The organism is Roseibium album, assembly GCF_965233825.1.
In the GTDB taxonomy this organism is placed as follows: Bacteria; Pseudomonadota; Alphaproteobacteria; order Rhizobiales; family Stappiaceae; genus Roseibium; species Roseibium album.
In genome coordinates this window covers 2,089,317-2,111,837 of record NZ_OZ247583.1, presented here as the reverse complement: position 1 = coordinate 2,111,837, position 22,521 = coordinate 2,089,317, and the positions used below count along the sequence as shown (strand labels likewise).

The following is a 22,521-nucleotide window of genomic DNA, read 5'->3' as shown; positions in this document are numbered from 1 at the left end:
AGAGAGATCACGCAGTGAGGTGAGAGAACGCATCAACGACCCGTTCATAAACCGGTCTCTTGAATGGCACGATCAGGCTCGACAAACGGTCTGCGTGTTCCCATCGCCACGCACCGAATTCCGCCTTGTGTCCTTCCGGCGGTTCCAGAATGTTGATTTCCTCATTCTCACCATCGAAGCGGTATGCCAGCCATCGCTGCGCCTGTCCGCGGTGCTTGCCCCTTCGGGACTTCCGAACGACTTCTTCGGGATAGTCGTATGCGAACCACTCCGGTGCCTCCTCGAGAAGTGTCACCGATCTCACCGATGTCTCCTCGTAGAGCTCCCTGCGGGCCGCCTGCTCCGGGCTCTCGCCCTTGTCGATCCCCCCCTGCGGCATTTGCCAGGAAAACTCGTAGTTGGATGAGCTTCCACCGTCATCGCGGCTTCCGATCCAGACCATGCCATCCCTGTTGATCAACATGATGCCGACACAAGGGCGGTACGGCAGCCCTTCGGAAGGTTCGGGAAATCCCGGTCCGAGCGCAAGCTTTGTCACTTGTTCACCTATCTGAAATTCAAATGCTATCTGTCGATGGTCCCGCTGACAGGCACAAGTTGAAGACCGCGTTGCTCCAGGTCCTGCACCCATTTCTCCAGCTGACGTACGGTCACCGGAAGTGCGGACCCGGATGCAACGGCCACGCCACGGGATCTTGCTATACCTTCCAGCTGCAACAGTTTCGCGTCAATATTGTCTTCGCGCGGAACTTCATCAAGCACCACATCAACTCCAGCGAAGGGAAGGCGCAGATCGCCAGCTGTTTCAGCCGACAGGCTGCGCGATGACGTACCGTTGTCGACGAACATGAGCCCGCGAGACTTCAGCTTTTCCAGGAGATATTGCATCGACGGTTTGGTGGATGTGAACCGGGCCCCCATGTCGGGAATGGTACCCACGTAGTTTGTTGCCCGTGTCAGCAAGAATGCCAGCCTGTCCAGCATTTCTTTCGGTTGCAGGCTAACCATGAGCGTATGAGGTCCTGGATCGTTGTCCGGGAAATCAAAGGGTTCCAGTGGAAGCTGCAACAGCAGTTCGTGCCCCTTTGAACGTGCCTGCTGCATCCAGAGATCAAGGTCGTCGCCATAGGGAGCAAGCGCGAAAGTTACTTCAGGCGGCATGCGGTCGATGGCATTTTGGGTCCCGGTCTCACTCAATCCCATTCCATTCACAATAATCGCGATCTTGGGAATTGAAGAGAATTCACGAATGACGGGCCGGGAATAGGCATCCAGTGGACGTACGCCGGCATCACTGACTTTCGGAAGAAAACCGTAGTCGGACCTTTCGCTGACCCTCGTATCAGGGTTGGCCGACAGACTGGTAACAGGTTCACCTGTTCCCTTGCCATCGGGACGCTGGACCATTTCATAGCGAGGTCCAAGCAGATCCCGGCCGGATTCAGGCCTCAGATTCGGTCCGAGATCACCTGCAAGACCCGGACGGATTTCAACAACCTCGATATCCTGCGAGGTCACGCCTTCCACCATGGCATCAAGCGGAATGACGGCAACCGGCTCACCGCCCAGGGGATCATCGACAACCGCCAGCCAGATCATCGTTGTCGTGACGAAAACGCTCAATAGTCCGACACCGATAAGACCGAACGGCAGCCTGACCAGCCGCCGTTTGCCCATTCCTAGGGGAGCTGTGAGATCTTCGCTCGACATGTCGTCCTGAGCCTTTTTTCCGGCAGGGCGCCGGAATCAACTTTGTTTTTGGAATACGCAGAACGAGAACGAGAAGGCTGCGCGCCGGCAATGCGGCGCGCAGTCAGACGATTAGTTTTTAACCGCGGCGCTGTCTGAAACCGGCGGGAAAGCGCTGTTGGCCTGTTCACCGCGCAAAAGATCCAGTGCCAGGTTCAGCTGTGTGTCGTCTTCCGGATCCGGCGGGACATATGCCTGGCTGCCTGACTGCTCTTCGCCATCAGCTTCCAGGTGACCGCGCAAACCGGCTTCACCCTTGGTCTCTACGCGACCGACAAGCTCTTCGGGCAGTTCCTGAAGGGCTTCGATGTCCGGCACGATCCCCTTGGCCTGAATGGAAGTTCCGGCAGGCGTGTAATACCGCGCCGTCGTCAGGCGGATCGCTCCATTGGCACCGAGCGGAATGATGGTCTGGACCGACCCCTTGCCGAATGACCGTGAGCCGAGGATCGTCGCACGGCGATGATCCTGCAGGGCACCTGCGACGATTTCCGACGCAGAGGCAGAGCCACCGTTAACAAGGACGATCACGGGTTTGCCGTCGGTCAGATCACCGGCGCGAGCGTTGTAGCGCTGTGTTTCGTCCGCTTCCCGTCCACGGGTCGAGACAATCTCGCCGCGATCAAGGAAAGCATCGGAAACCGCGATCGCCTGATCGAGCAGACCACCCGGATTGTTGCGCAGATCGATGATGTAGCCCTTCAGCTTGTCTTCACCGATTGCAGCCGTCGTTTCCTCGATGCCCTTTTTCAGGCCGTCGAACGTCTGTTCGTTGAACTGCGTAACGCGGACATAACCGACATCTTCTTCCTCCCGCCAGCGGACGGAACGAATGCGGATGATGTCGCGTGTGATCGTGATGTCGAATGGTTCGGCGCGTCCATCGCGGCGGATCGTGACGATGATGTCGGTGTTGACCGGACCACGCATTTTCTCGACAGCTTCATTCAGGGTCAGGCCCTGGACCTGCTCGCCATCGATATAGGTAATCAGGTCGCCGGCCAGAACACCCGCCTTGGCGGCCGGTGTCTCGTCGATCGGGGAGACGACCTTCACAAGGCCTTCTTCCATGGTGACCTCTATGCCGAGACCGCCGAATTCACCTCGGGTCTGGACCTGCATGTCCCTGAAGCTCTTCGGTGACATATAGCTGGAGTGCGGATCCAGCGATGTCAGCATGCCGTTGATCGCGCTTTCAATCAGCTGGGCGTCGTCCGGAACTTCCACATAGTCTGACCGAACACGTTCAAACACGTCGCCAAACAGGTTGAGTTGCCGATACGTATCCGTCGCTGCCGCATTTGCTGCCACTGACACATTGAGCGGCATCTGGGACATAGTCGTAACTGCCGCAGCCCCCACAAGGGCACCCACCAGCAGCAAGGAAGCTTTCCGTATCATCCGCGAGCCTTTTCTTCTTCTGTGCGCGACCACCAGGGTGTGGGATCGATCGCACGTCCGTCCTTCCGAAATTCAACATATAGGATCGGCTGGGTCGAACCCAAACCGAACGTCGATGCGCTTGCCCACTGGGTTGCGCCCATAACACCAACCGGTTCCCCGGTAAGAACAAACTGCCCCAATTCCGCGTCTATCCGGTCCAGACCGGCGAGGAGCACATGGTAGCCATCGCCGGTGTTCAGGATCAAGAGCTGTCCGAACGAACGGAACGGACCGGAATATACAACCCAGCCATCGGCCGGGGAAGTCACATTAGAACCCGGTCTTGTGGCAATAGATTGTCCTTCAGTCAAACCACCGAATTCATCTTCCTGACCAAAACCCTTGAGCATCGTACCGGCGACCGGCTGCGGCAACCTGCCCCTGGCATCGTCGAACGCAATCGCCGGAGCAATTCTTCCCGGATCCGCGAACGGATCAAAATTGCGCGAGGCATTCCTTTTTGCGGTCAAAGACGCCTGTCGTGACTTTTCAGCCGCGTCCCGTGCGCTTTCGATCTCGACTTCCAGATTTGCAATCAGCTCCTGGAGAGACCCTGCCTGTTCAGCAAGCTCCGCAGCGCGTTCCTTCTCCTCCTTGAGCACCTCAACCGACTTCAGATGTTCCTGTTTTTTGGCGCTCAATAGAAGTTCCAGTCGGGACTTTTCCTCAGCCAATCGCATCGCGTCGCCGCGAAGCCTGTTTTTTTCCTCCGCAATGACCGACTTGAGCCGCTGCAGTTCCTGCAGGTCGGCCGCCAAAGCCTCCGTCTCGACTTTCAATTCCGGCATGACCGCATTCAGAAGAATCGCACTGCGCACAGCCGACAGTGCATCACTCGGGCGCACGGCCAGGGCCGGAGGCGGGCGCTTGCCCAATCTTTGCAGCGCCGCAAGCACTTCTGCGAGAATATCCCGGCGCGCAATGAGCGACAGCCGGACAGCATCTTCATTTTCTCCCAGGCTCATCAGCCGGCGTTCAGTGTCGGTCAGCTCGGTTTCAAGACCCTGGATCGTATCGGACGTACTGATGATCTTTGCATTCAGCGTTTCCCTGTCCCGGTCAAGAGCCCGGATCTCGCGCGCAATGGCAGCCTGGCGGTCCGACGAAACGTCTATATCTCTGGAAAGCGCAGCGAGCTCCTCTTCACGCTCTGTCTTGCGTTCGAGAAACGTATTTATCTCCGAAACTTCGGGCGTGGCCGTTTCAGGCTGCTCATCGAGACTTTCGCTTGAAATTGCAGAGCCGGACGCAAGCATCAATCCCAGCACAGCCACACTCAAGAACGGGTGTGAATACCGCCGCCTCCCAAGTCCTGGACGCACGGCCATGATGCGATCCGGTTTCAAACTGCTTCAGCTCCCAAAGGTTACCCTACCCTGCGATACACAGACTGCGTTAACGAACCGTTTACTCAAGTGACCAGTTCGTTAAGCCGGCGTCAGGAAACAGCTCCCCTTTCACCGAACCTGTGGTGCCTGTCTTGTCCATCATATCCGTTACGGGGGGAATACGGCGACATACGGGCAAAACCGTGTTTTGCTGCCACATTGACCTTAACAATCGTTCACGTCCCGACTACCGGCAAGCCTGTTTTGATGCTGGAAGTGCGGCGACCGCTCTGTCGCATGCCTGAACGCAGGCGAGACGTCGATCAGGCAGTCAGGCAAGGAAAAAGCCCGCGCCGGAGGCGCGGGCTTTCATTGTTGTCGGCGTTGTTTCGCTCCAAAGAGCTATCAGGCTGCCTTGCGGCGGCGAGACATTACTGCCAGCGAACCAAGACCGAAGATCATCAGGAAACCGGCCGCAGGAAGCGGCACAACAGCGGAGCCTCCGAAAGAGTCTTTTTCAGTCGCAACGATACCGCCATCGACAAGCGCATGTGTACCGAAGGAGCTGTCGCCTGCTGCGAGACGCTCGAAGGTCACGTCGAACGTGAAGGTACGGTCGACCGAACGATCGTACATGCCTTCAGCTGTGTCACCTACGCAAGCACCGGTATCCGCACCTGTACATACGACGGATACACCGATCTCGGGCAAACCGGCGCCCAGATCGTCGACGGTCACTTTCGTGTACTCGTCAAAGCTTGTGGTAACACCAGCGAGAATCGCATCGACGATGTCAGACGGCGTAGATCCACCGGCAAACGTGGTCCCGCCGACGGCATTGATAGCGCCAGCAAATGAGCCACCACCAAAGTTCAGACCGATAACATTGACGTTTTCCGCATCAAGAGCGGCTTTTGCGTCCGCACTTGAAACAGGGCTGTTCTTGAAGGAAGAATCGCCCAGGACAACAACGAAGCGGTTGGAGCCAGCACGCCAGCTAGCATTTTCCGCGACGCTTTTCAGGCCTTCATTCCCTCTTTCCGCGAAATCGCCGCCATTGTTCGGTACGCCGGCTGCAAACGTGTTGATTTCCGCGATCGTCGTAGCTGCGTTGCCGGTAAGGTCCTGCGTCACGCCATTGAATGCCGGATCTCCGTAAAAACCGGCACCCGTAGTCACGCTACCAAAACCGCCAAGGCCTGTAATGATGTTGCTCGCAGCTGATTTGGCGTTTGCGATTGCGCCACCCATGCTGCCTGTCGTGTCGAAAAGAAACATGACGTCCAGCAATGCGCTGGTCGTGCCTGCGGCCTCGATTACGACAGTCTTGCTGATTGTTACCTTGTCTCCCACACCGAGAGTATCGTTGGTGTAGGTGAGCGGCGAGATCGTATCCGCTAAAGCGACACCCCCGAACACGCCCATTGCTGCAATAAAGGTTGATATTCCACGAAACATAGTAGGCTCCCCGTTTGCACTAGCACGTTTCCAATCTGGACTGGCAAACCCCGAAAAACTTGAATAAGCAAAAATCCAAATCGGAAAAATTAATAATATCAAACACGCAAACTTCCATTTACGTGATGTGCACTATAACACAAATCTATCGGAAGATTACAAAAAATTAACGCAAAATTAACATCGAGGTTAAGCCACTCTTCGAATTGAGATTTCTTGTTGTTCTTTTTCTCAATTTCGCTTTTGATCCGTATTTCGGGCTGTTACACTTTATTTGAACCAAGTATGAAAAGCTCGATTCACTTTACATATTTCAATATTTTCAAATATTATTTCAATATAGACTTCAAAAATAACCATGATTTTGTAATTTTTTCTTTAACAACAATTAAACTCATTGTTTTTTACTAAATTTACTATTATAGTTACGCTAAATGCAATTTCGCGTTGGAGTTTCCCGCAATTATGCAGGCAAGATTCCGGCACAGACTTCACATCGCTTTGAAGATAACGAAAATTTGAAGAGACCCAGGTGTTGCGATGAGAGATCCAGACTCGATTTCCAGAAAATTTCTAAAATACGTTTTCCTTGCTGCTCTGGCCTTTGCCACTTCATCAGGAGCTGTGGCAGCAACCATCGAACAATATCAAGGCATGATGAAAACTGACCGCTTCGCAAAATTGCGACCTGACCAGCGTGCGGCTTTGGCGAACGCGATGGAGGCGTTGTACAATAGCGAGTTTTCCGTAAGCGAGACAATTACACGCGAACTAATTTCCACGTCACCCGACATTGCAGAAGCGTGGCAGATTCTCGGCCTCGCCCTGGCCAACCAGAACCGTTTCGAGGAAGCCGTCTCGGCGTTAGACGAATCCGCCAAACTCTACACAATCAATTCCGAACCCCTCATCATCAAGGGAGATATTCTCCTCGAGCTTGGCAGGGCGGAAGAAGCCCGTACCGCATACGAGGAAGCACTTGCACGGGATCCGGATAACTGGCGCGCGCCTCAAAGTCTTGCGCTTATGGCCGAAAGGCAAGGAAAGTGGCAAGAGGCCAGCAGCTACTATGAATCGGCTTTGAAAATTGCACCGGCTGACAATTACGAACTGGCGCTTTCGCACACGCGCCTCCTGCTTGTCTATTCCACGCCACAAGAAGCCCTGAACGTCGTTGATCCGGTGGCGAGTCAGGAAAACGCTCCTGCGGTCGTCCTCGAGACAGCCGCCCGGCTGAACCTTGAAAACGGAAACCTCGAAAGGGCGCGGTTTTTGTTCAAACGTATGGAGATACAGTCTCCTTCGGTCGCCAGTGCGATCGGACTGGCGGCGATCGATCAGGCAGAGGGTCGCATGGGATCAGCGGAACAAGCTTTGAAACGCTCGGTCGAACGTTTCCCACGCGATACGAAAGCCTATCTGGCCCTTGGCAATTTCCTCGGATCGACGAAGCGATACGGCGAAGCACTCGACACTTACGAGGGCGGGCTCCAGATTGCTCCCAACGATCCTGAACTCTTAAGAGGGGCAAGCGGCGCCGAACTGCGCCTCGGACGCACCAAGGATGCAATCAAACGCGCACGTTCGCTCGCGGAGCGCCCGGAGCATACGGCGAGCGACCTCGTCTGGCTCGCAAGCTTACTTGAGACCGAAGAAGGAAACAGGGACGAGACCCGAGCTGCCTATGCCGAGGCCATCGAACTGCAGCCTGACAATTGGGTGGCGCTCAACAATCTTGCTTCTCTGGTCGTGGATGACGATCCAGCAAAGGCTCTTGGTCTGGCGCAAAAGGCTGCCGATATCGCTCCCAACTCGAAAAATGTACAGGACACACTTGGCTGGGCTGCGCTGAAGGCGGGAGACACGGCCAAAGCCGGTGCCATTTTTGACGAACTGCACAAGGCCGATCCGGACAATCCCGTCCTCACCTATCGTCTGGCCATGGTGAGGCTGGCGGAAGGCGACGAAGTTGAGGGTCGGAAACTTCTGGAAACCGCGCTGGCAGCCGACCCGGATTTCCGTTATGCGGAAAACGCCAGGGCGGCGCTGAACAGGTAACAGACCTGCACGTCTCCAGTTCCCTGGCGGTGCGCCCGTCAGGGAACTGTGCAATTTCGCTCAAACGCCCGGCCCGCGATGGTCCTTAAAAGTGCCGGTAAACAAGGTCCGCCTGATCAGGTCGCTCGGCTTCATCGTCCAGTCTCGCACCCAGGCGTTCCGCGAGGCGTCGGGAGCGAACATTGTCCCGATCGATGTAACTCACCAGGCTTGGCAGGCAGCGCTCGTGTCGTGCCCAGTCGGCGAACTTTTGCGCAGCCTCGTAGCCGATACCCCTTCCCTCAGCGGCCGGATAAAGAAACCAGCCGAGTTCATGTTCGGGAAAAAGCGGCCCATGGTTTATCCCGACCTGCCCGAGACAAGTGCCAGTTTCCCGGTCATCGAGCATCAAGGCACCGTTTCCCATCAGCGGCCATTGCGCCATATCGTGACAAAACAGCGCCCAGGACATCTTTTTCTGAAATGGGCCTCCCATGCCGAGCGATCGATCGCTTTGCATGAATGAATAATAGTCATCCCAATCGGCCATCGTCATCGGCCGCAGGGTCAGTCGATCCGTTTGAAGGGTCGGTATCTCGATCATGCCGTTGTTCAGTGTCCTTGAGAGCGCCATGCTGGCAGCCAATGTAGTGGTGTCTGTCATGCTTCAAATCCGGTGGTACGGGTGCCCGGAAAGGATCGTCATGGCGCGGTAGACCTGTTCCGCCAACAAGATGCGCGCAATCTGATGGGGCCATGTCATCTCGCCGAACGCCAGTTTCAGATCCGCCCGGGCGAGAAGTTCCTGCCCGTGTCCGTCAGCCCCGCCAATCGCAAACACGACCTCCGGAATGCCCTCATCCTTCCAGCTTTCGATCTTGCGACTGAAGTCCGGGCTGGTCAGGTTCTTGCCGTTCTCGTCCAGAACGACGACCCGCGCAGAACCTGAGACAGAATTCAGAAGGCCTTTTGCTTCCTCGGCCTTCCGGTCTTCAGGGCGCTGAGCGCGGCTTTCGGATAATTCGCTGACCACGATATCGGAGATGCCCAACCCGCGTCCGGTCTTGCGCGCACGGTCAATATACCGGTCGAGGAGGTCTTTTTCCGCACCGGCTTTCATCTTGCCGATGCAGGAGAATGTAAAGCGCATAAGATCCTTGCCGGTTGAAACTCCGGTCTTCAGTTTCGCGGCAAATTCGATCGCCGTTCGAGACAATTCTCGGCTCAACCTGCTTTCGACATGACAAGCTCGAAAGCAGGAACCAAGATCCCGTTCAGCCGATATATTGCGGCGCTTCGTCCGTGTCCGGTGCCCACATCTTTTCGAGATTGTAGAAACCGCGTACCTCCGGACGGAAAATATGAACAATCACATCGCCTGCATCGATCAGCACCCAGTCACAGGTGCTCTGACCTTCCACCGTTGCCGATTTCAATCCGGCCGATTTCAGATCCTTCAGCAAATGGTCCGCAATGGCCCCAACGTGACGATGGGAACGCCCGGACACAATTACCATGTGATCCGCGAGGGAGCTTTTGCCTGCGATGTCGAGAGTTATCAGGTCCTCAGCTTTGGAATCGTCAAGGCTGCTCAGAACCGTATCGAGGAGACCTGCCGCAAGATCAGCGCTTACGGAAGCCTGCAGAGGAGAGGACAATTCTGTCCGCCCACTTTCAAAGGTCATGGTCAGGTGTAGTGCCTTTCGCCGTTTATGCCGCCCTGTGTCCAACGTCGTCACGAACCAGATAGTTCGGTTTCTACGTCACCCGTTTTGAATACAGGACCGGTTGACCGTACCTCGGCCGCGTTCATCGCGACCACCCCTATAATACAGCTTCCCTTTTGGCATTTTCAAGACAGCGCCGTTTTCTTGGTAACTTTGGCAATGTCCAATGTGTTAAATTTCCGCAAATCCGTAGACGATGTGCGGTCGAGTGGTGCATGCAAAAACGTCCAGACTGGTGGGTCCAAATTCGGCAGCAGCGACGCGTCTTCCTCGGGAAGCCTATATTTTTCATAGGCTTTTGCCATTGGCGACGAAAGAGCTGAAAGCGATGCACCCGGCCTGTCTACGATTGCGACCGGAACGGAACCGAGAATGGTGCGCCAGTCCTGCCATCGATGGAAACCGGCAAGATTGTCAGCACCCATAACCCAAACGAATCGCACTGAAGGCCGCATTGCGCGCAAAGCGGCAATTGTCCTGGCCGTATAGGGAGTGCCCAGAACAACCTCGTAAGCGGTCACTTTCATTCGCGGGTGATCCGCCAGAGCGCGGGCCAGATGCATGCGCAATTCAAGTGGCGCCAGGTCAGCATGACTTTTGAGCGGGTTGCCGGGCGTCACGAACCACCAGACCTGATCAAGCCCCAGACGCCTCAGGACCGTTTCAGCAACCAGACGGTGGCCTGAGTGGGGCGGATTGAAGGATCCGCCGAAAAGGCCGATGCGGTTCCCGGGTTCGACATGGGGCAGCTTCAGCCAATCTCGGTCGAGTTCCCCTCCAGGACCGAATGAAGTCATGGACGCGTCTGACCCTCACCATGAACCTTGTATTTGAAGCTGGTCAGCTGTTCGACGCCGACGGGGCCGCGCGCATGCATGCGTCCTGTCGCAATTCCGATCTCCGCTCCCATGCCGAACTCGCCGCCGTCGGCAAACTGAGTCGAAGCATTGTGAAGAACGATGGCTGAGTCCACCTCTGCCTGAAACCTTTGTGCAGAGGCACCGTCTTCCGTCAGAATGCAATCGGTATGGTTCGACCCGTAAGTGGCGATATGATCCATCGCCGCCTCAAGGCCCGGCACCACTTTGACAGACACGATCTTGTCGAGATACTCGGTCGACCAGTCATCTTCGCTGGCGGGAACGATATTCTCGCAAATGTCCCGTACGACATCGCAGCCGCGAACTTCACATCCCTCGTCCTGCAAGGCCTTCACGATGACGGGCAAGTGACCGTGCGCGATTTCCTCGTCAACCAGAAGCGTTTCCAGCGCCCCGCAGATGCCGGTGCGCCTAAGCTTCGAATTCACGACAATATCAACGGCTTTCTGCAGATCGGCTGCCTTGTCGACAAATATGTGAACCAGACCTTCCAGATGGGCAAAGACAGGCACGCGCGCTTCTGTCTGGACACGTTCTACGAGACTGCGTCCTCCGCGCGGAACGATAACGTCGAGATTTCCGTTCAGCCCCTTCAACATCTCACCGACAGCCGCCCGGTCTGTTACCGGCACGATCTGGATCGCGTCTTCCGGCAACCCGGCCGCTTTCAGCCCCTTTTGCAGTGCTTTATGGATCGCCATGTTGGATTGAATTGTGTCGGAACCTCCGCGCAACACCACGGCGTTGCCGGCCTTGAGACACAGCGCACCTGCATCCGCGGTCACGTTCGGGCGGCTTTCATAAATGACACCGATCACGCCGAGCGGTGTTCGTACACGCTCTATCTTCAGGCCGTTCGGGCGTTCCCATGCTGCAATCACACCACCGACAGGATCGTCAAGGGCAACGATATCCTCCAGCGCCCTGGCAATCGCCTCGATCCGTTCTTCACTCAGTGTACCCCGGTCGAGAAAAGCCGCCGTTTGACCATTGGCGGTCATGGCCTCGACATCGCGCCTGTTGCCGGCAAGAATATCCGGTGTCGCCGCACGCACCGCCTGCGCCATCTCGCTCAGGGCGCGGTTTTTCACAGCAGCTGGTGCCGTGGCAAGAACCCGGCCGGCAGCCCGGGCACGCTGCCCGATCTCTGCCATGAGATCTTCTGTTGTTCGGGCCTCGACCACTTCCAGCATACTCACAAACTCCTCGAATAGCGGCTCTGTGGACCGCAGAACATGCAGCGTTTTAACGTGTTCCGTTCAAAAACGCATCCTCAAGCACCAGATCATCCCGGTGGATCATTTCCGCCCGGCCCGGATAGCCGACAATCGCCTCGATTTCGCGGCTGTTGCGGCCGGCGATCAATCTGGCCTCGTCGACGTCATAGGCGATGAGACCACGTCCGATCGTTCTTCCGTCCGGACGGAGGAGGACAACGGCATCACCACGAGAGAACGTACCGGAGACAGAAATGACACCTGCCGGCAGCAAGCTCTTGCCGGACTTCATTGCCCTGACCGCTCCTTCATCCAGTGTAACGTCACCGCGCGTTTCCAGATGACCGCCGATCCACGCCTTGCGCGCGCTTGCCGGGGTCGCGAGTGCCGGAAACCATGTTCCCCGCCCGCTTTCTGTCAAACGCGACAGCGGATGCAATTCCTTGCCCGAGGTGATGACCATGGAAGTTCCGGCGGCTGTTGCGATCCTGCCTGCATCAATCTTGGTTTTCATACCGCCACGGGACAGTTCTGATCCGGCGCTTCCGGCCATCGCTTCAATTTCCGCAGTTATGCGTGAAACTTCAGGCAGGAAGACGGCATCCGGGTTCTGCGCAGGTGGCGCGGTGTAGAGCCCGTCGATATCCGACAGCAGCACAAGGCAGTCGGCACTCGCCATGGTCGCGACACGGGCGGCCAGGCGGTCATTGTCACCGTAGCGGATCTCGGACGTGGCGACGGAATCGTTCTCATTGATGATCGGTACGGCGCCCATCTTCAAAAGGGTTCCGATGGTTGCCCGGGCATTGAGATAACGCCTCCGTTCCTCCGTATCTCCCAGCGTGAGCAGGATCTGGCCTGCTTTTCTTCCGTGCCTGCCGAGCGCCCCGGCATAGGCCTGCGCCAGTGCAATCTGTCCTGCAGCCGCCGCCGCCTGGCTTTCTTCCAGTTTCAGCGGTCCGTTCGGCAGACCAAGTGCGCCCCGTCCAAGGGCGATCGAGCCGGACGACACGATCAGGATGTCGGCGCCTTCGGTCGTTAGCCGCACGATGTCGGAAACAAGAGCCTCCAGCCAATCGCGCTTCAACTCTCCTTTTTCGACCAGGAGAGCAGAACCGATCTTGATAACAATCCGCTTGAAGGCGCTGAGACTTCGGGAGGCTGAAACCGACATCAGGGGTGCCATCCCTCCTGTTCGGGAGCCGGAACCTGATTGGCGGCATCCTCCTTGTCCTTGTCGATCGCGCGCACGATCATGCGCAATGCCCGGTCCACGTTCAGGCCGCTTGCCGAGGACAGGATCAACGGTTTCTGACCACAGGACGCCTCCAGGCTTGCCGACCTTTCGGCGATCAGGTCTTCCGTCAGGGCGTCACACTTCGAAATTGCGACGATTTCCGGCTTCTCGGCGAGCCCGCCGCCATAGGCCTCCAATTCGCCGCGCACCACCTTGTAGGATTCGCCCGGATCCTCCAACCCGGAACCGTCCACCAGGTGAAGAAGCACGCGCGTCCGCTCCACGTGACCGAGAAACCTGTCTCCAAGTCCGGTTCCCTCGTGAGCCCCTTCGATCAGACCCGGAATGTCTGCCATGGCAAAGCTGTTGCCATCGATCTGAACGATCCCGAGATTGGGATGGATCGTCGTGAAGGGATAATCGGCAATCTTCGGCTTGGCGGCCGATACCTTGGACAGGAATGTCGACTTGCCAGCATTCGGCAGGCCGACCAGCCCGGCATCGGCGATCAGTTTCAATCGCAACCAGATCCACTTTTCCTCGCCTTCCAGGCCCGGGTTGGCCCGGCGCGGTGCCTGGTTGACCGACGATTTGAAATGCGCGTTGCCAAAGCCGCCATTCCCGCCCTTCAGAAGATGAACCTGTTGCCCGAGTTCCGTCAGATCGGCAATCAGCGTCTCGTTGTCTTCTTCGAGTATCTGCGTCCCGACTGGAACCTTCAGCACGACGTCCTTGCCGTGGGCTCCGGTGCGATTGCGCCCCATGCCGTGAATGCCGGTTTCGGCCTTGAAGTGCTGCTTGTAGCGGTAATCGATCAGCGTGTTCAGGCCATCGACACATTCAACGATCACGTTACCGCCCTTGCCGCCGTCGCCACCGTCCGGACCGCCATATTCGATGTATTTCTCGCGCCGGAACGATACACAGCCGGCGCCACCATTGCCGGAACGGACGTAGACCTTGGCCTGATCGAGGAATTTCATTTTTCTTCTCTTTGTATCCTGTTGTCAGGCCATGACCATGGTTGGTCAAAGACTGCTCAAATAGTCTGTTCGCGTCATTTCACTTCTGATGGCCGGCAGGGTTTCACCGCGTGACACGCTTGCGCAACCGACTTCGCCAACCGGCCGAAATCCGGCTTTTTCCATCACCTTGATCGAGGCCTGGTTCTCCGTCATGGCTTCACAGGCCAGCCGTTCGTGTCCGGTGTTTTCGAACATCCAGCCGATAGCTGCATCCAGAGCCTCGCTCATGAACCCCTTGCCCCAATAAGGGCGCCCCAGCCAATAGCCGATCTCCGGGGTCTCCTGCAACTTTTTGAAGCCGACACCTCCGATCAAATCGCCTTCATGGTCAATGTGAAAGCCGAGCTCATCCGCGTCCGCGATGTTTTCCCAACGTTTCACGGATCTTGCCAGATGCTGCCGCCCCAGTTCGAGATCATAAGGGTACGGTACGCGCGACAACATCTTGGCAACTTCATAGTCGCCGAGAAGAACAGCACACCGGTCAAGATCCTCCGGGTTCGGCGCCCGGAGAACCAGTCGGCTTGTCCTGATGACCGGCTTGCTCATGCGGCTTCCTTCCGCGCCTCGAAATCGGCTCGAGACAGCCGCACGACAACATTGGAGACCCTCCGGTCAAGCGCCTTGGAGAAACGCTCGGTGATGCTGTAGGGCTTGAACCCGAGCTTGCGCAGAAGGCCCCTGGAGCGGAAGTTGTCCTCAAAGGCCCGGGCTGCTATGGCATCGCTGCCATAGGCGGCAAAGGCCCAGTCGATGATCGCCTCCACCGCTTCGCTGGCATAGCCGTGCCCCTGGAACGCCCGACCGATCCAGTACCCGATGGTGGGATGATCGGACAGGTCCGCCAGATCGCCCGGCGCCTCGACGGCCGCGATACCGATGAACACGCCGCCAAGCGTGATTGCGTATACCGCCTCGGTCTTCAGCGGATCCTTGCCGACGACTGTCGACAAAAAGGCTTCGGCAGAACCATCTTCGTAAGGCCAGGCAAAGGACGTCATCCACCGGGCGACCTCGAAGTCCTTGCCACCAAGTTCCATGATTGCTTCTGCATCCGACATGGCGATTGGCCGCAATATCAGGCGCCGTGTTCTCAATTCCGGCAATATGGTCATCGTCCCTGCCCCCAGCCTTTCAAGGATTTCCAAACAGCTCTTTCCAGTGTGTACCGCTCGATCGGTACGGAGCCGCCCGCACCGACGGAACGGATCATCGCCTGATCCCGATACTGGAACCCGGATTTGACCAGGACGCGGCGCGAAGCCGGATTGGTTACCCTGCACGACCCCTGAAGCTCTTCGATGTCGTTATACGCAAAAGCGTGATCCACCAGGGAATGCACCGCCTCCGTTGCGTAACCGCGGCCCCAGAAGGGCTCGCCCAGCCAGTAGCCGACATGGACGACGCCGTCCTCTTCCACCGCTGCGTATTTCGCAACGCCGATCAAGCGGCCGGTGCTCTTCAGGCGAATGGCAAAGAGGGCGGAATTTTTCCGCACCTGCCCGGCCCGTGCGATCAGGGTACGGCCATTGTCGAGTGTGAACGGATGAGGCATCGCGGCAAGGTTCGCCGCCACGGTCTTGTTGTTGGCCAGAAACACCAGGTCGGCCACATCGTCCTTGCGCGGCTTGTCGAGCCGTACATGAACCGCTTCCTGCGGCAACGGGGCCGCTGCCAAACTGCTTTCGTCTAACAATCCATCGCTTTCAACAACCATCTTTTCCTCCAGGCAAAACAAATCAAGGGAGAGATGGCGCCCCATCTCCCCCTTGGATCTTCGACTGGTCTCTGGTTGCTGACCTGTCTCGAACTGCCGGGGTCTTGTGGGACGCCGGCGTTTCGAAAATTCACGTCGGCTTTACTCCGCAGCTTCCGCCACTGGGACCACATTAATGAGGGTTCGTTTGTTGGCTGCCGCCTTAAACTGAACCTTGCCTTCCACGGTCGCGAAAATGGTGTGATCCTTACCCATGCCCACGCCGGTGCCCGGGTGCCACTGGGTGCCACGCTGACGAGCGATGATGTTGCCGGGAATCACGGCTTCCCCGCCATATTTCTTGATGCCGAGACGGCGGCCAGCTGAGTCGCGGCCGTTGCGGGATGAACCGCCTGCCTTCTTGTGTGCCATCGTTAGAACTCCTCGTTCTTCGAATACTTAATCAACAGGTGAGAAACGGCGGCTCAGTTGCCTGCCAGTTCCTTGGCCTGCTCAACCCAGTTGTCGCGTTCGATACGTCCCTTGAAATTCAGGACCTCATCAACGCGGGCGATGTCTTCCGCTGAGAAGTTGACGATCTGCTCATAGGTGGTGATACCCAGAGCGTTCAGCTTCTTCTCAAGAACCGGGCCGACGCCGGAGATCTTCTTCAGATCGTCCTTGCCTTCCGGTGCGGTGAAGAGCGGCTCAACGGCTGCTTCTTCCTTTTTGGCTTCCTTCACGTCTGCCTTGGCTTCTTCAGCTTTCGGAGCTGCCTCGGCTTTCGGCTCGTCGGCCTTCGGCGCAGCCTTTTTCGGCGCTGCCTTCTTGGCCGGCTTTGCACCACCTGTCAGAATGTCCGTCACCTTGACGAGGGTGTAGGACTGACGGTGACCATTGCGACGGCGGGAATTCTGGCGCCGGCGCTTCTTGAAAATAATGATCTTGCGGCCACGGCCCTGATCGACCACTTCCGCAACAACGCTGGCACCTTCCACGGTCGGAGCCCCAACGGTGGTGTCCGTGCCGTTGCCTACCATGAGCACGTCTTCAAAAGTGACGGTGCTGCCGGCTTCGGCGTCAAGTTTCTCGACCTTCAGGAGGTCGTCTGCGGCAACAGTATACTGTTTGCCACCAGTTTTGATTACAGCGAACATGTCGCGCACGTCCTTCTTTTCGTTTTTGACACGCCGGTGCAGGCCATTCGGCTCAAGCAGCACCGGCTGCATTCAGGTCAAACTGAGGCGCCTGCCCCTCCGGATTGCCATCCGGCAGGCAGATCTTTGTGTCGGGTTGCGTGAAGCTAAAAGCCCGCGAGGCCTAGATCGACAAAGAAAACCCGAAAAAGATGAACCTTTTCGAGCCCGCGCAATATAGCCGCCCAGCTCTTGTTGTCAAACGGAATTATTGCAGACTGAAGGACGCGCGCGCCCGATTGACCAGTCCGGGACAGCCTCAATTCCCACAGGGGTCCCCATCACCGGTCACTCTCCGGACGGTTGGAAATACACCTTGAATTTCAGCCGTTATGAATATGCGCGCAAAAAGTCAACGTAGGCGGTGAAGAATGCAAATCGGGTCTTGCAGGTGCGAAAGAGCTTGTCTATGTTCCGCGCCACTTGAGACCCGTTTTGTCGAAAGTGCCGCGGAGAGGTGCCGGAGTGGTTGAACGGGGCGGTCTCGAAAACCGTTGAGCGCGCAAGCGTTCCGGGGGTTCGAATCCCCCTCTCTCCGCCATTTTCCAAAAAAACTTGCGCTTCCGGACCCACTTACCGGGGGCAGAACAAAAAACGTCACGTTTTTCGTAGTCAGTTTTAAGGCATACAAATAAATGATCGCGCACATGTTGGGCGGCCTGATATGCTCGTAAGCCGCATTACTACTATGCTGGACATTGCTGACTTCTGCATTGCTGTGATCAATGTCCGCACGTTCGCAAACTCCAAATTTACTGGAACCCTTCAACTACCGCGAAGAAATCGGCCCATCCCGTTTCTTGTCCGACAGGAACTTCGCTCTCATCTCTCCTGTTAAAGTGCTCAGGAGTTAACCAATCGATGTTTAGAGGAAGTGCCGCCGCGCACAGCTGCTCGATTTGTTGGCCGGTTATCTCAGTGCCGATTAATTTCGGTAGAATGTCCAATCCATCGGACATGCCGGACAACGTAGCTATGATAGATCCTAGCTCCGCTTGCTTTGCATCTTCTGGAAAAGCAACAATAAGTGCATTGATTTGGGCCAAGTCTTGATCTCGTTGCCCTCCGCAAGCCCATTTGACGGCCAAGGGCTGCAGAACGAATTCGAATCCGAAAAACACGTTGCTCGGATATTGATTTTGAGGTGACGCCGCTGAACCAGCTAAACTCATGCAGGTAAACAGCCCCCCTATGAGGGACGACACAACACGTGAAAGCAAAGCGTCTCCCTTCCGCAGAGAACGTGTTGGCACATTCTGCACATTTATCGGCTGATAGGTAGATGCTAACCGAGAAAGTCGAGATTCATTTACTGCGCGGCATCGATCGAACCGGGCTCGAATCTTCCGTTTGACCTTCGGATTGCCAATCCATAGCGGACGTGACCAATTCGATCTCATCTCGATTTTGGTCTTCGAAAAAATTCGGCAAGGGACTGAACATCGCTTCCCAGTTTCCCAGGTCTTTGAACATAACTTTACAAAGGTTCGGGCTTTCTCCCAGAATGCCCGCCATGTTTCACATACTCTGCTGATTTGAGAAAGCGACTGCGGAACTGACAGACCGGCCTGTCACCGAACAGGTTCTTTCAAGGTCCGACACTCAATCAGGACCCTGCCAAGCCAGGCTATTGCACGATATTGCAACAGCGCCTGCCTGACATGCACCTCGGGTTTGTTCCCGACTTTTTCCCGCGATTGAACCTTCAACATCGGAAGCGTCCGCCAAGGAAAAACCCCAAGCTTTTCGTCCCAGGAGAACAGCGCCTGACTTTCAGATTTCAGGATCAAGGCCATGCCCCCCACAACGGTGCAGGACCGTCGGGAGCGCGCGGCAAATGCCTTTCTGTTCCTTGTCGACATTCGGCCTTAACCTCTGCGTGGTGCAATCGGTCCGGAAAAGTGGCCCGATCAACGACGGGATCAGAAAAGCCGTTCCAATTGTCGTCGCGATATCCGTGATAATTTGCCTCGTTGTCACACTCGCCGGCCCTGCCCTCCGGCTTCCGTTTCTTCTCCAGTTCATTTCAAGGAACATCCATGAAACTGAAAGACAAAAACGTCATCATCACGGGCGGGGCTGGCGGCATCGGTGCAGCCCTGGCCAGAAAGTTTGCAGAAGAAGGCGCAAGGGTCGCCTTGGCGGACCTGGACAAGTCCGGAGCCGAGGCAACGGCGTCGCAAATTGGCGGCCTTGGACTTGGCTGCGATGTCACCAAGGAGACCGATGTCCAGGCCGTCGTTGCTGCTGTCGAAAGCCAATTGGGACCGGTGGACCTGTTCTGTTCAAATGCGGGCATTTGCCTGAGCGAACCGTCTCACTCAGCCTCCGCCGGCAACGATGTCTGGAACAGGAGCTGGAATATTCACGTGATGGCCCACGTATATGCTGCCCGTGCAGTGCTGCCCGGCATGATCGAACGAGGTGAAGGCTATCTTCTTCAGATGGCTTCCGCCGCCGGATTGCTGAGCCAGATCGGAAACGCGGCCTATTCGGCAACGAAGCACGCAGCGGTCGGTTTTGCGGAATCTCTTGCCATCACGCATGGTGCAGACGGTATCAAGGTATCTGTCATCTGCCCCCAATATGTGGCAACGCCGATGCTGGGATATGGGGACGAAAATGCCGGTGGCGATCTGCCGGGCGTGATTTCTCCGCAAGCCCTGGCGGAGACAGTCGTTCAGGGTGTTGATGAAGAAGCTTTCCTCATTCTGCCTCATCCTGACGTCGCGAAGTACATCCAGTTCAAGTCCGGCGACTACGACAAGTGGCTGGGAGCCATGCGCAAGCTGCGCGGCAGCATTCTGGACCGGGTCGGCACAACCGAGATCGAAGCCATGCATAAACTGGTTTGAACCAATGTTCGCCGGTGCATGCCAGGCAGCGCAGGCAATCCCGGCCAGCTTCCGGTTGGACGGCGAGCAGCAGATGAAGCTGCCATCAAAGAAGATCAATCCTCAATTGAGGACACACACTGCGACCCGGCCGTTTCAATCTTTCCAAATTTGGCCGTCCATGCGATCGACCTCTCCGGGCATGGCCGGGCGAAGGGAAAGAGCAAACCCGGCATCCATACCTGTGGAACCAAGGTCACCACGTTTTCCAGAGTTTTGAACCTGCTGGGCGTCTGTCTCGTCGGACATTCGATGGGCAGCACAGTTGCCCCGGAGGCATGGCTGTTGTCCCGGGAACTGGTGACGCCGCTCTGCCTGGTCACCGGAACAACTTGGATCAGCAACCGCCGGATTTCGTTGTTAAATCAGCGCGACCAGTTTTCCAGGTCTTCGGCAAAACCTGTCACCGCTGCCTCGAGCAGAGCCTTGCCGTGTTCCGCTGTTGCAAGCGCCGAATGAGATCCCACGCGCCCGTCCGGGAAAGCGCGGCGGTGTTCGTCAGGCGGGCCGTGCCGGTCACCCGCATGGTTCCTGATATATTCCACCGACAATTTCAGCGGCGGCGCCGATGCGGCACCCGGAGGCAAAACGCGATGGGTAGCCTGGGTGATCGCAACTTCCGATGGCGTTGCATGCATGCCCTCCCAATCGCCGTAGAGGTCCTTTCGGAGCTTGCCCACAGCCTCGAAATCCCACCAGGAGCGGATTCGGATATCCAGGCTTTCAACGACTTCGACCTCACCGGCTACCTGGCCAATCGGTTCCAGATTCGCGCCATGGCCGTTCAGGAAATAGACCCTTTGAAACCCTTGACCGTGCAGGCACGAAACGATCTCTGACACCATTGCCTTGAATGTCGCAACCGACACTGAAAGTGTTCCCGGAAACGCCGTGTTGAAGGGCGCAGGCGTCAAGGCGAGCGTGGGCGCGACAAGTGTTGAGGTTCGCTCTCCGGCATGTCGGGCGATGGTCTGGGCACACAGTGCGTCCGTACCGATCAGGCCCATGGGGCCGTGCTGTTCGGTCGAGCCGACAGGCAGGATGATGGTCCGGCTGCGTTCGAGATACTCTTCCACCTCAAGCCAGCTGCAAAGATCAAGCCTCATCTGGTTGCCATCCATGCCTTGAGGCGTGGCCCATATTGCGCAAGCTCATCGGAAACAGCCTTGTGCGCATTCAGGCCCTGGAGGTAGCGCTGCATGCGGGAACTCAGGACGGGAGCCCTCCGGAAATGCTCCGTCAGTTCGTTGATCCACCGGCAGGTGACCGGCATACCGCAATCAGCAAGCGTCAGCCGGGGTGTGGTTTCCGGGAGCAGTGTTTCCATTTGCGCCAGTCTTCCGGCCAGGGCATCCCACTTTTCAGAAACAGACTGGTCATCGGGACCGCGCCCGATCATCGGAAAGAGCGCACGCAAAGCCGGTTCAAGCCGGGTGTCGTGAAATCTTGACCGTTCGCGAATTCGGGCGCGCTCAAGGCTGTCGCCCGGCAACATCTCGGGCGCGGGCCACACTTCATTGATGTATTCGGCAATTGCTTCGGAGTCGCTCAGCAAATGTCCGTCATGCTCCAGGGCGGGCAGACTGCCGCCGGGAACGAGATCTTTGTAGGTTTGAGACCCGTAGCCACCTGGCGGAGGTACTTCTTCCCAAACCAGTTCCTTGTGACGGAGCGCGATGCGAAGCTTGGCGCAGTAAAGGCTCACGGGGATGGCGAACAGCTTTAACATGTAAGGTGGCGAGGCATTCCGGTTCGAATGCCCCTCTCCGCGTTGTCGGCGTTCAAGACCTATTCCTTGAGGCGCCACTTCTTGCCCAGGGCATCAAAGAATCCGCGCTCTTCCTTGAGGGCAATCCAGGTGTTTACATAGTTGATCCATACTTGGTCGCCCTGTGGCAGCAGCATTGCAATTGGGGTCGGCGCTTTGGGTGCGCTCACCGGCACGATCATCATTTGCGGGTATTTTTCAACGAGCTTGAGTGCTTCGACGTTGGACGTGATATGCGCGTCGGCGCGTCCCGCCAGCACTTCCTGAAAATCACGCGCCGGCGCTTCGACGATCTGATGCTGCGCATCGGGGAAGAAGTCCTTGACCTGTTTTTCCTGGGTGGTGCCGAGCGTTGCCGCGACAGTTACATCGCTCTTGTTGAGATCGTCCCAGTCCTTGAACTTTTCCGCACTCGTTTCAAGAATGAGCGGGACGGTTGCCAGCGAGAAATAGGACGTGGAATATCCGGCCGCCTTCGCCCGTGCGGGAGAAACAGACGCCGATCCGGTGAGGTGATATTTGCCTGCGGTGACACCGCTGACCAGCGTTTTCCAGTCCGCCGGAACGAACTCGACCTCGACATTGAGATCTTTTGCCAGCTCAGTCATGACGTCGATGTCATAACCGGTGTAGGTGTTGTTCGCGACGTCCTTCATCGTCATGGGGTTCCAGTCGCCGGTGGTGCCGACCTTAAGAACACCGTTGTTCAGAATGTCGTTGAGCGCTGATTGAGCCGTTGCCGGAAGGGTGGCAAGTGCCAGAAAGCAAAGCGTGGCTGTTGTCTTGATCAGTTTCATGCCGTTCTCCTCTCAGGATGAGGTAATGGTCCGTTGTGCACTGCAGTTTTGCCAGTTGATAAATTTAT

The 22,521-nt window shown here is 56.8% G+C and carries 24 protein-coding genes and 1 tRNA gene; 4 read left to right on the top strand and 21 right to left on the bottom strand.

Going from position 1 to position 22,521, the window contains the following annotated elements:
• Window positions 1-7: 7 nt before the first annotated feature.
• The 5 genes from ACO6TI_RS09875 to ACO6TI_RS09855 form a co-directional block, all read right to left on the bottom strand.
• Entirely contained in the window at window positions 8-538 is a 531-nt protein-coding gene (locus ACO6TI_RS09875) for an RNA pyrophosphohydrolase (RefSeq protein ID WP_281928416.1), read from the bottom strand.
• Between the two features lie 26 nt (window positions 539-564).
• Window positions 565-1,710 (bottom strand): divergent polysaccharide deacetylase family protein, encoded by a 1,146-nt coding sequence (locus ACO6TI_RS09870; RefSeq protein WP_208992842.1) that lies wholly within the window; start codon window positions 1,708-1,710, stop codon window positions 565-567.
• Between the two features lie 111 nt (window positions 1,711-1,821).
• Window positions 1,822-3,150, bottom strand: a complete 1,329-nt coding sequence (locus tag ACO6TI_RS09865; protein ID WP_055119671.1) for a S41 family peptidase — start codon at window positions 3,148-3,150, stop codon at window positions 1,822-1,824.
• Window positions 3,147-4,520: a peptidoglycan DD-metalloendopeptidase family protein gene (locus ACO6TI_RS09860; RefSeq protein WP_209012203.1), complete on the bottom strand. Its 1,374-nt coding sequence runs from the start codon at window positions 4,518-4,520 to the stop codon at window positions 3,147-3,149. The genes ACO6TI_RS09865 and ACO6TI_RS09860 overlap by 4 nt, the downstream gene beginning before the upstream one ends.
• Before the next feature lie 405 nt (window positions 4,521-4,925).
• Window positions 4,926-5,978, bottom strand: a complete 1,053-nt coding sequence (locus ACO6TI_RS09855) for a VPLPA-CTERM sorting domain-containing protein (RefSeq protein WP_082442559.1) — start codon at window positions 5,976-5,978, stop codon at window positions 4,926-4,928.
• A gap of 540 nt (window positions 5,979-6,518) precedes the next feature.
• On the opposite strand from ACO6TI_RS09855, the gene ACO6TI_RS09850 reads away from it, so the two are divergent.
• Window positions 6,519-8,036: a tetratricopeptide repeat protein gene (locus tag ACO6TI_RS09850; protein WP_422384851.1), complete on the top strand. Its 1,518-nt coding sequence runs from the start codon at window positions 6,519-6,521 to the stop codon at window positions 8,034-8,036.
• Between the two features lie 85 nt (window positions 8,037-8,121).
• On the opposite strand, the gene ACO6TI_RS09845 is transcribed toward ACO6TI_RS09850, so the two are convergent.
• The 12 genes from ACO6TI_RS09845 to ACO6TI_RS09790 all read right to left on the bottom strand — a co-directional run bounded on the left by ACO6TI_RS09845 (window position 8,122) and on the right by ACO6TI_RS09790 (window position 16,955).
• Window positions 8,122-8,679, bottom strand: a complete 558-nt coding sequence (locus ACO6TI_RS09845) for a GNAT family N-acetyltransferase (RefSeq protein WP_422384850.1) — start codon at window positions 8,677-8,679, stop codon at window positions 8,122-8,124.
• A gap of 3 nt (window positions 8,680-8,682) precedes the next feature.
• Window positions 8,683-9,165 (bottom strand): 23S rRNA (pseudouridine(1915)-N(3))-methyltransferase RlmH, encoded by a 483-nt coding sequence (gene rlmH, locus ACO6TI_RS09840; RefSeq protein WP_422385305.1) that lies wholly within the window; start codon window positions 9,163-9,165, stop codon window positions 8,683-8,685.
• A gap of 124 nt (window positions 9,166-9,289) precedes the next feature.
• Window positions 9,290-9,700: a ribosome silencing factor gene (gene rsfS, locus ACO6TI_RS09835; RefSeq protein WP_029061939.1), complete on the bottom strand. Its 411-nt coding sequence runs from the start codon at window positions 9,698-9,700 to the stop codon at window positions 9,290-9,292.
• A 167-nt stretch (window positions 9,701-9,867) separates the two neighbouring features.
• Window positions 9,868-10,539: a nicotinate-nucleotide adenylyltransferase gene (locus ACO6TI_RS09830; RefSeq protein ID WP_104701554.1), complete on the bottom strand. Its 672-nt coding sequence runs from the start codon at window positions 10,537-10,539 to the stop codon at window positions 9,868-9,870.
• Window positions 10,536-11,816: a glutamate-5-semialdehyde dehydrogenase gene (locus tag ACO6TI_RS09825; RefSeq protein ID WP_282045437.1), complete on the bottom strand. Its 1,281-nt coding sequence runs from the start codon at window positions 11,814-11,816 to the stop codon at window positions 10,536-10,538. The genes ACO6TI_RS09830 and ACO6TI_RS09825 overlap by 4 nt, the downstream gene beginning before the upstream one ends.
• 52 nt (window positions 11,817-11,868) lie before the next feature.
• A complete protein-coding gene (proB, locus tag ACO6TI_RS09820; RefSeq protein WP_348315729.1) occupies window positions 11,869-13,014 on the bottom strand; it encodes a glutamate 5-kinase in 1,146 nt (381 codons plus the stop codon).
• Window positions 13,014-14,060, bottom strand: a complete 1,047-nt coding sequence (gene obgE, locus ACO6TI_RS09815; RefSeq protein WP_422384849.1) for a GTPase ObgE — start codon at window positions 14,058-14,060, stop codon at window positions 13,014-13,016. Before obgE ends, proB begins: the two co-directional genes overlap by 1 nt.
• 45 nt (window positions 14,061-14,105) lie before the next feature.
• Entirely contained in the window at window positions 14,106-14,651 is a 546-nt protein-coding gene (locus ACO6TI_RS09810) for a GNAT family N-acetyltransferase (protein WP_055119656.1), read from the bottom strand.
• A complete protein-coding gene (locus ACO6TI_RS09805) occupies window positions 14,648-15,217 on the bottom strand; it encodes a GNAT family N-acetyltransferase (RefSeq protein WP_104701551.1) in 570 nt (189 codons plus the stop codon). Before ACO6TI_RS09805 ends, ACO6TI_RS09810 begins: the two co-directional genes overlap by 4 nt.
• Complete coding sequence (locus ACO6TI_RS09800) at window positions 15,214-15,819, bottom strand: GNAT family N-acetyltransferase (RefSeq protein WP_055119652.1); 606 nt, start codon at window positions 15,817-15,819, stop codon at window positions 15,214-15,216. Before ACO6TI_RS09800 ends, ACO6TI_RS09805 begins: the two co-directional genes overlap by 4 nt.
• 141 nt (window positions 15,820-15,960) lie before the next feature.
• Entirely contained in the window at window positions 15,961-16,230 is a 270-nt protein-coding gene (rpmA, locus tag ACO6TI_RS09795) for a 50S ribosomal protein L27 (protein WP_055119650.1), read from the bottom strand.
• Between the two features lie 53 nt (window positions 16,231-16,283).
• The gene (locus ACO6TI_RS09790) at window positions 16,284-16,955 is read right to left on the bottom strand and encodes a 50S ribosomal protein L21 (RefSeq protein ID WP_055119845.1); all 672 of its coding nucleotides are present in this window, start codon (window positions 16,953-16,955) and stop codon (window positions 16,284-16,286) included.
• Window positions 16,956-17,445: 490 nt separating this feature from the next.
• Here ACO6TI_RS09790 and ACO6TI_RS09785 point away from each other — a divergent pair.
• Window positions 17,446-17,535, top strand: a tRNA-Ser gene (locus ACO6TI_RS09785).
• Window positions 17,536-17,746: 211 nt separating this feature from the next.
• On the opposite strand, the gene ACO6TI_RS09780 is transcribed toward ACO6TI_RS09785, so the two are convergent.
• Window positions 17,747-18,166, bottom strand: a complete 420-nt coding sequence (locus ACO6TI_RS09780) for a hypothetical protein (protein ID WP_209014903.1) — start codon at window positions 18,164-18,166, stop codon at window positions 17,747-17,749.
• A gap of 867 nt (window positions 18,167-19,033) precedes the next feature.
• On the opposite strand from ACO6TI_RS09780, the gene ACO6TI_RS09775 reads away from it, so the two are divergent.
• Together ACO6TI_RS09775 and ACO6TI_RS09770 are read left to right on the top strand one after the other, a co-directional pair.
• A complete protein-coding gene (locus ACO6TI_RS09775; RefSeq protein ID WP_422384848.1) occupies window positions 19,034-19,849 on the top strand; it encodes an SDR family oxidoreductase in 816 nt (271 codons plus the stop codon).
• An 18-nt stretch (window positions 19,850-19,867) separates the two neighbouring features.
• Window positions 19,868-20,347, top strand: a complete 480-nt coding sequence (locus tag ACO6TI_RS09770) for an alpha/beta fold hydrolase (protein ID WP_422384847.1) — start codon at window positions 19,868-19,870, stop codon at window positions 20,345-20,347.
• On the opposite strand, the gene ACO6TI_RS09765 is transcribed toward ACO6TI_RS09770, so the two are convergent.
• The 3 genes from ACO6TI_RS09765 to ACO6TI_RS09755 are packed head-to-tail and all read right to left on the bottom strand — an operon-like array spanning window position 20,254 to window position 22,453.
• Complete coding sequence (locus ACO6TI_RS09765) at window positions 20,254-20,994, bottom strand: creatininase family protein (RefSeq protein WP_422384846.1); 741 nt, start codon at window positions 20,992-20,994, stop codon at window positions 20,254-20,256. The two genes, ACO6TI_RS09770 and ACO6TI_RS09765, sit on opposite strands and share 94 nt — an antisense overlap.
• The gene (locus ACO6TI_RS09760; protein WP_422384845.1) at window positions 20,991-21,617 is read right to left on the bottom strand and encodes a glutathione S-transferase family protein; all 627 of its coding nucleotides are present in this window, start codon (window positions 21,615-21,617) and stop codon (window positions 20,991-20,993) included. The genes ACO6TI_RS09765 and ACO6TI_RS09760 overlap by 4 nt, the downstream gene beginning before the upstream one ends.
• Before the next feature lie 59 nt (window positions 21,618-21,676).
• The gene (locus ACO6TI_RS09755; protein WP_055119641.1) at window positions 21,677-22,453 is read right to left on the bottom strand and encodes a transporter substrate-binding domain-containing protein; all 777 of its coding nucleotides are present in this window, start codon (window positions 22,451-22,453) and stop codon (window positions 21,677-21,679) included.
• Window positions 22,454-22,521 lie beyond the last annotated feature (68 nt).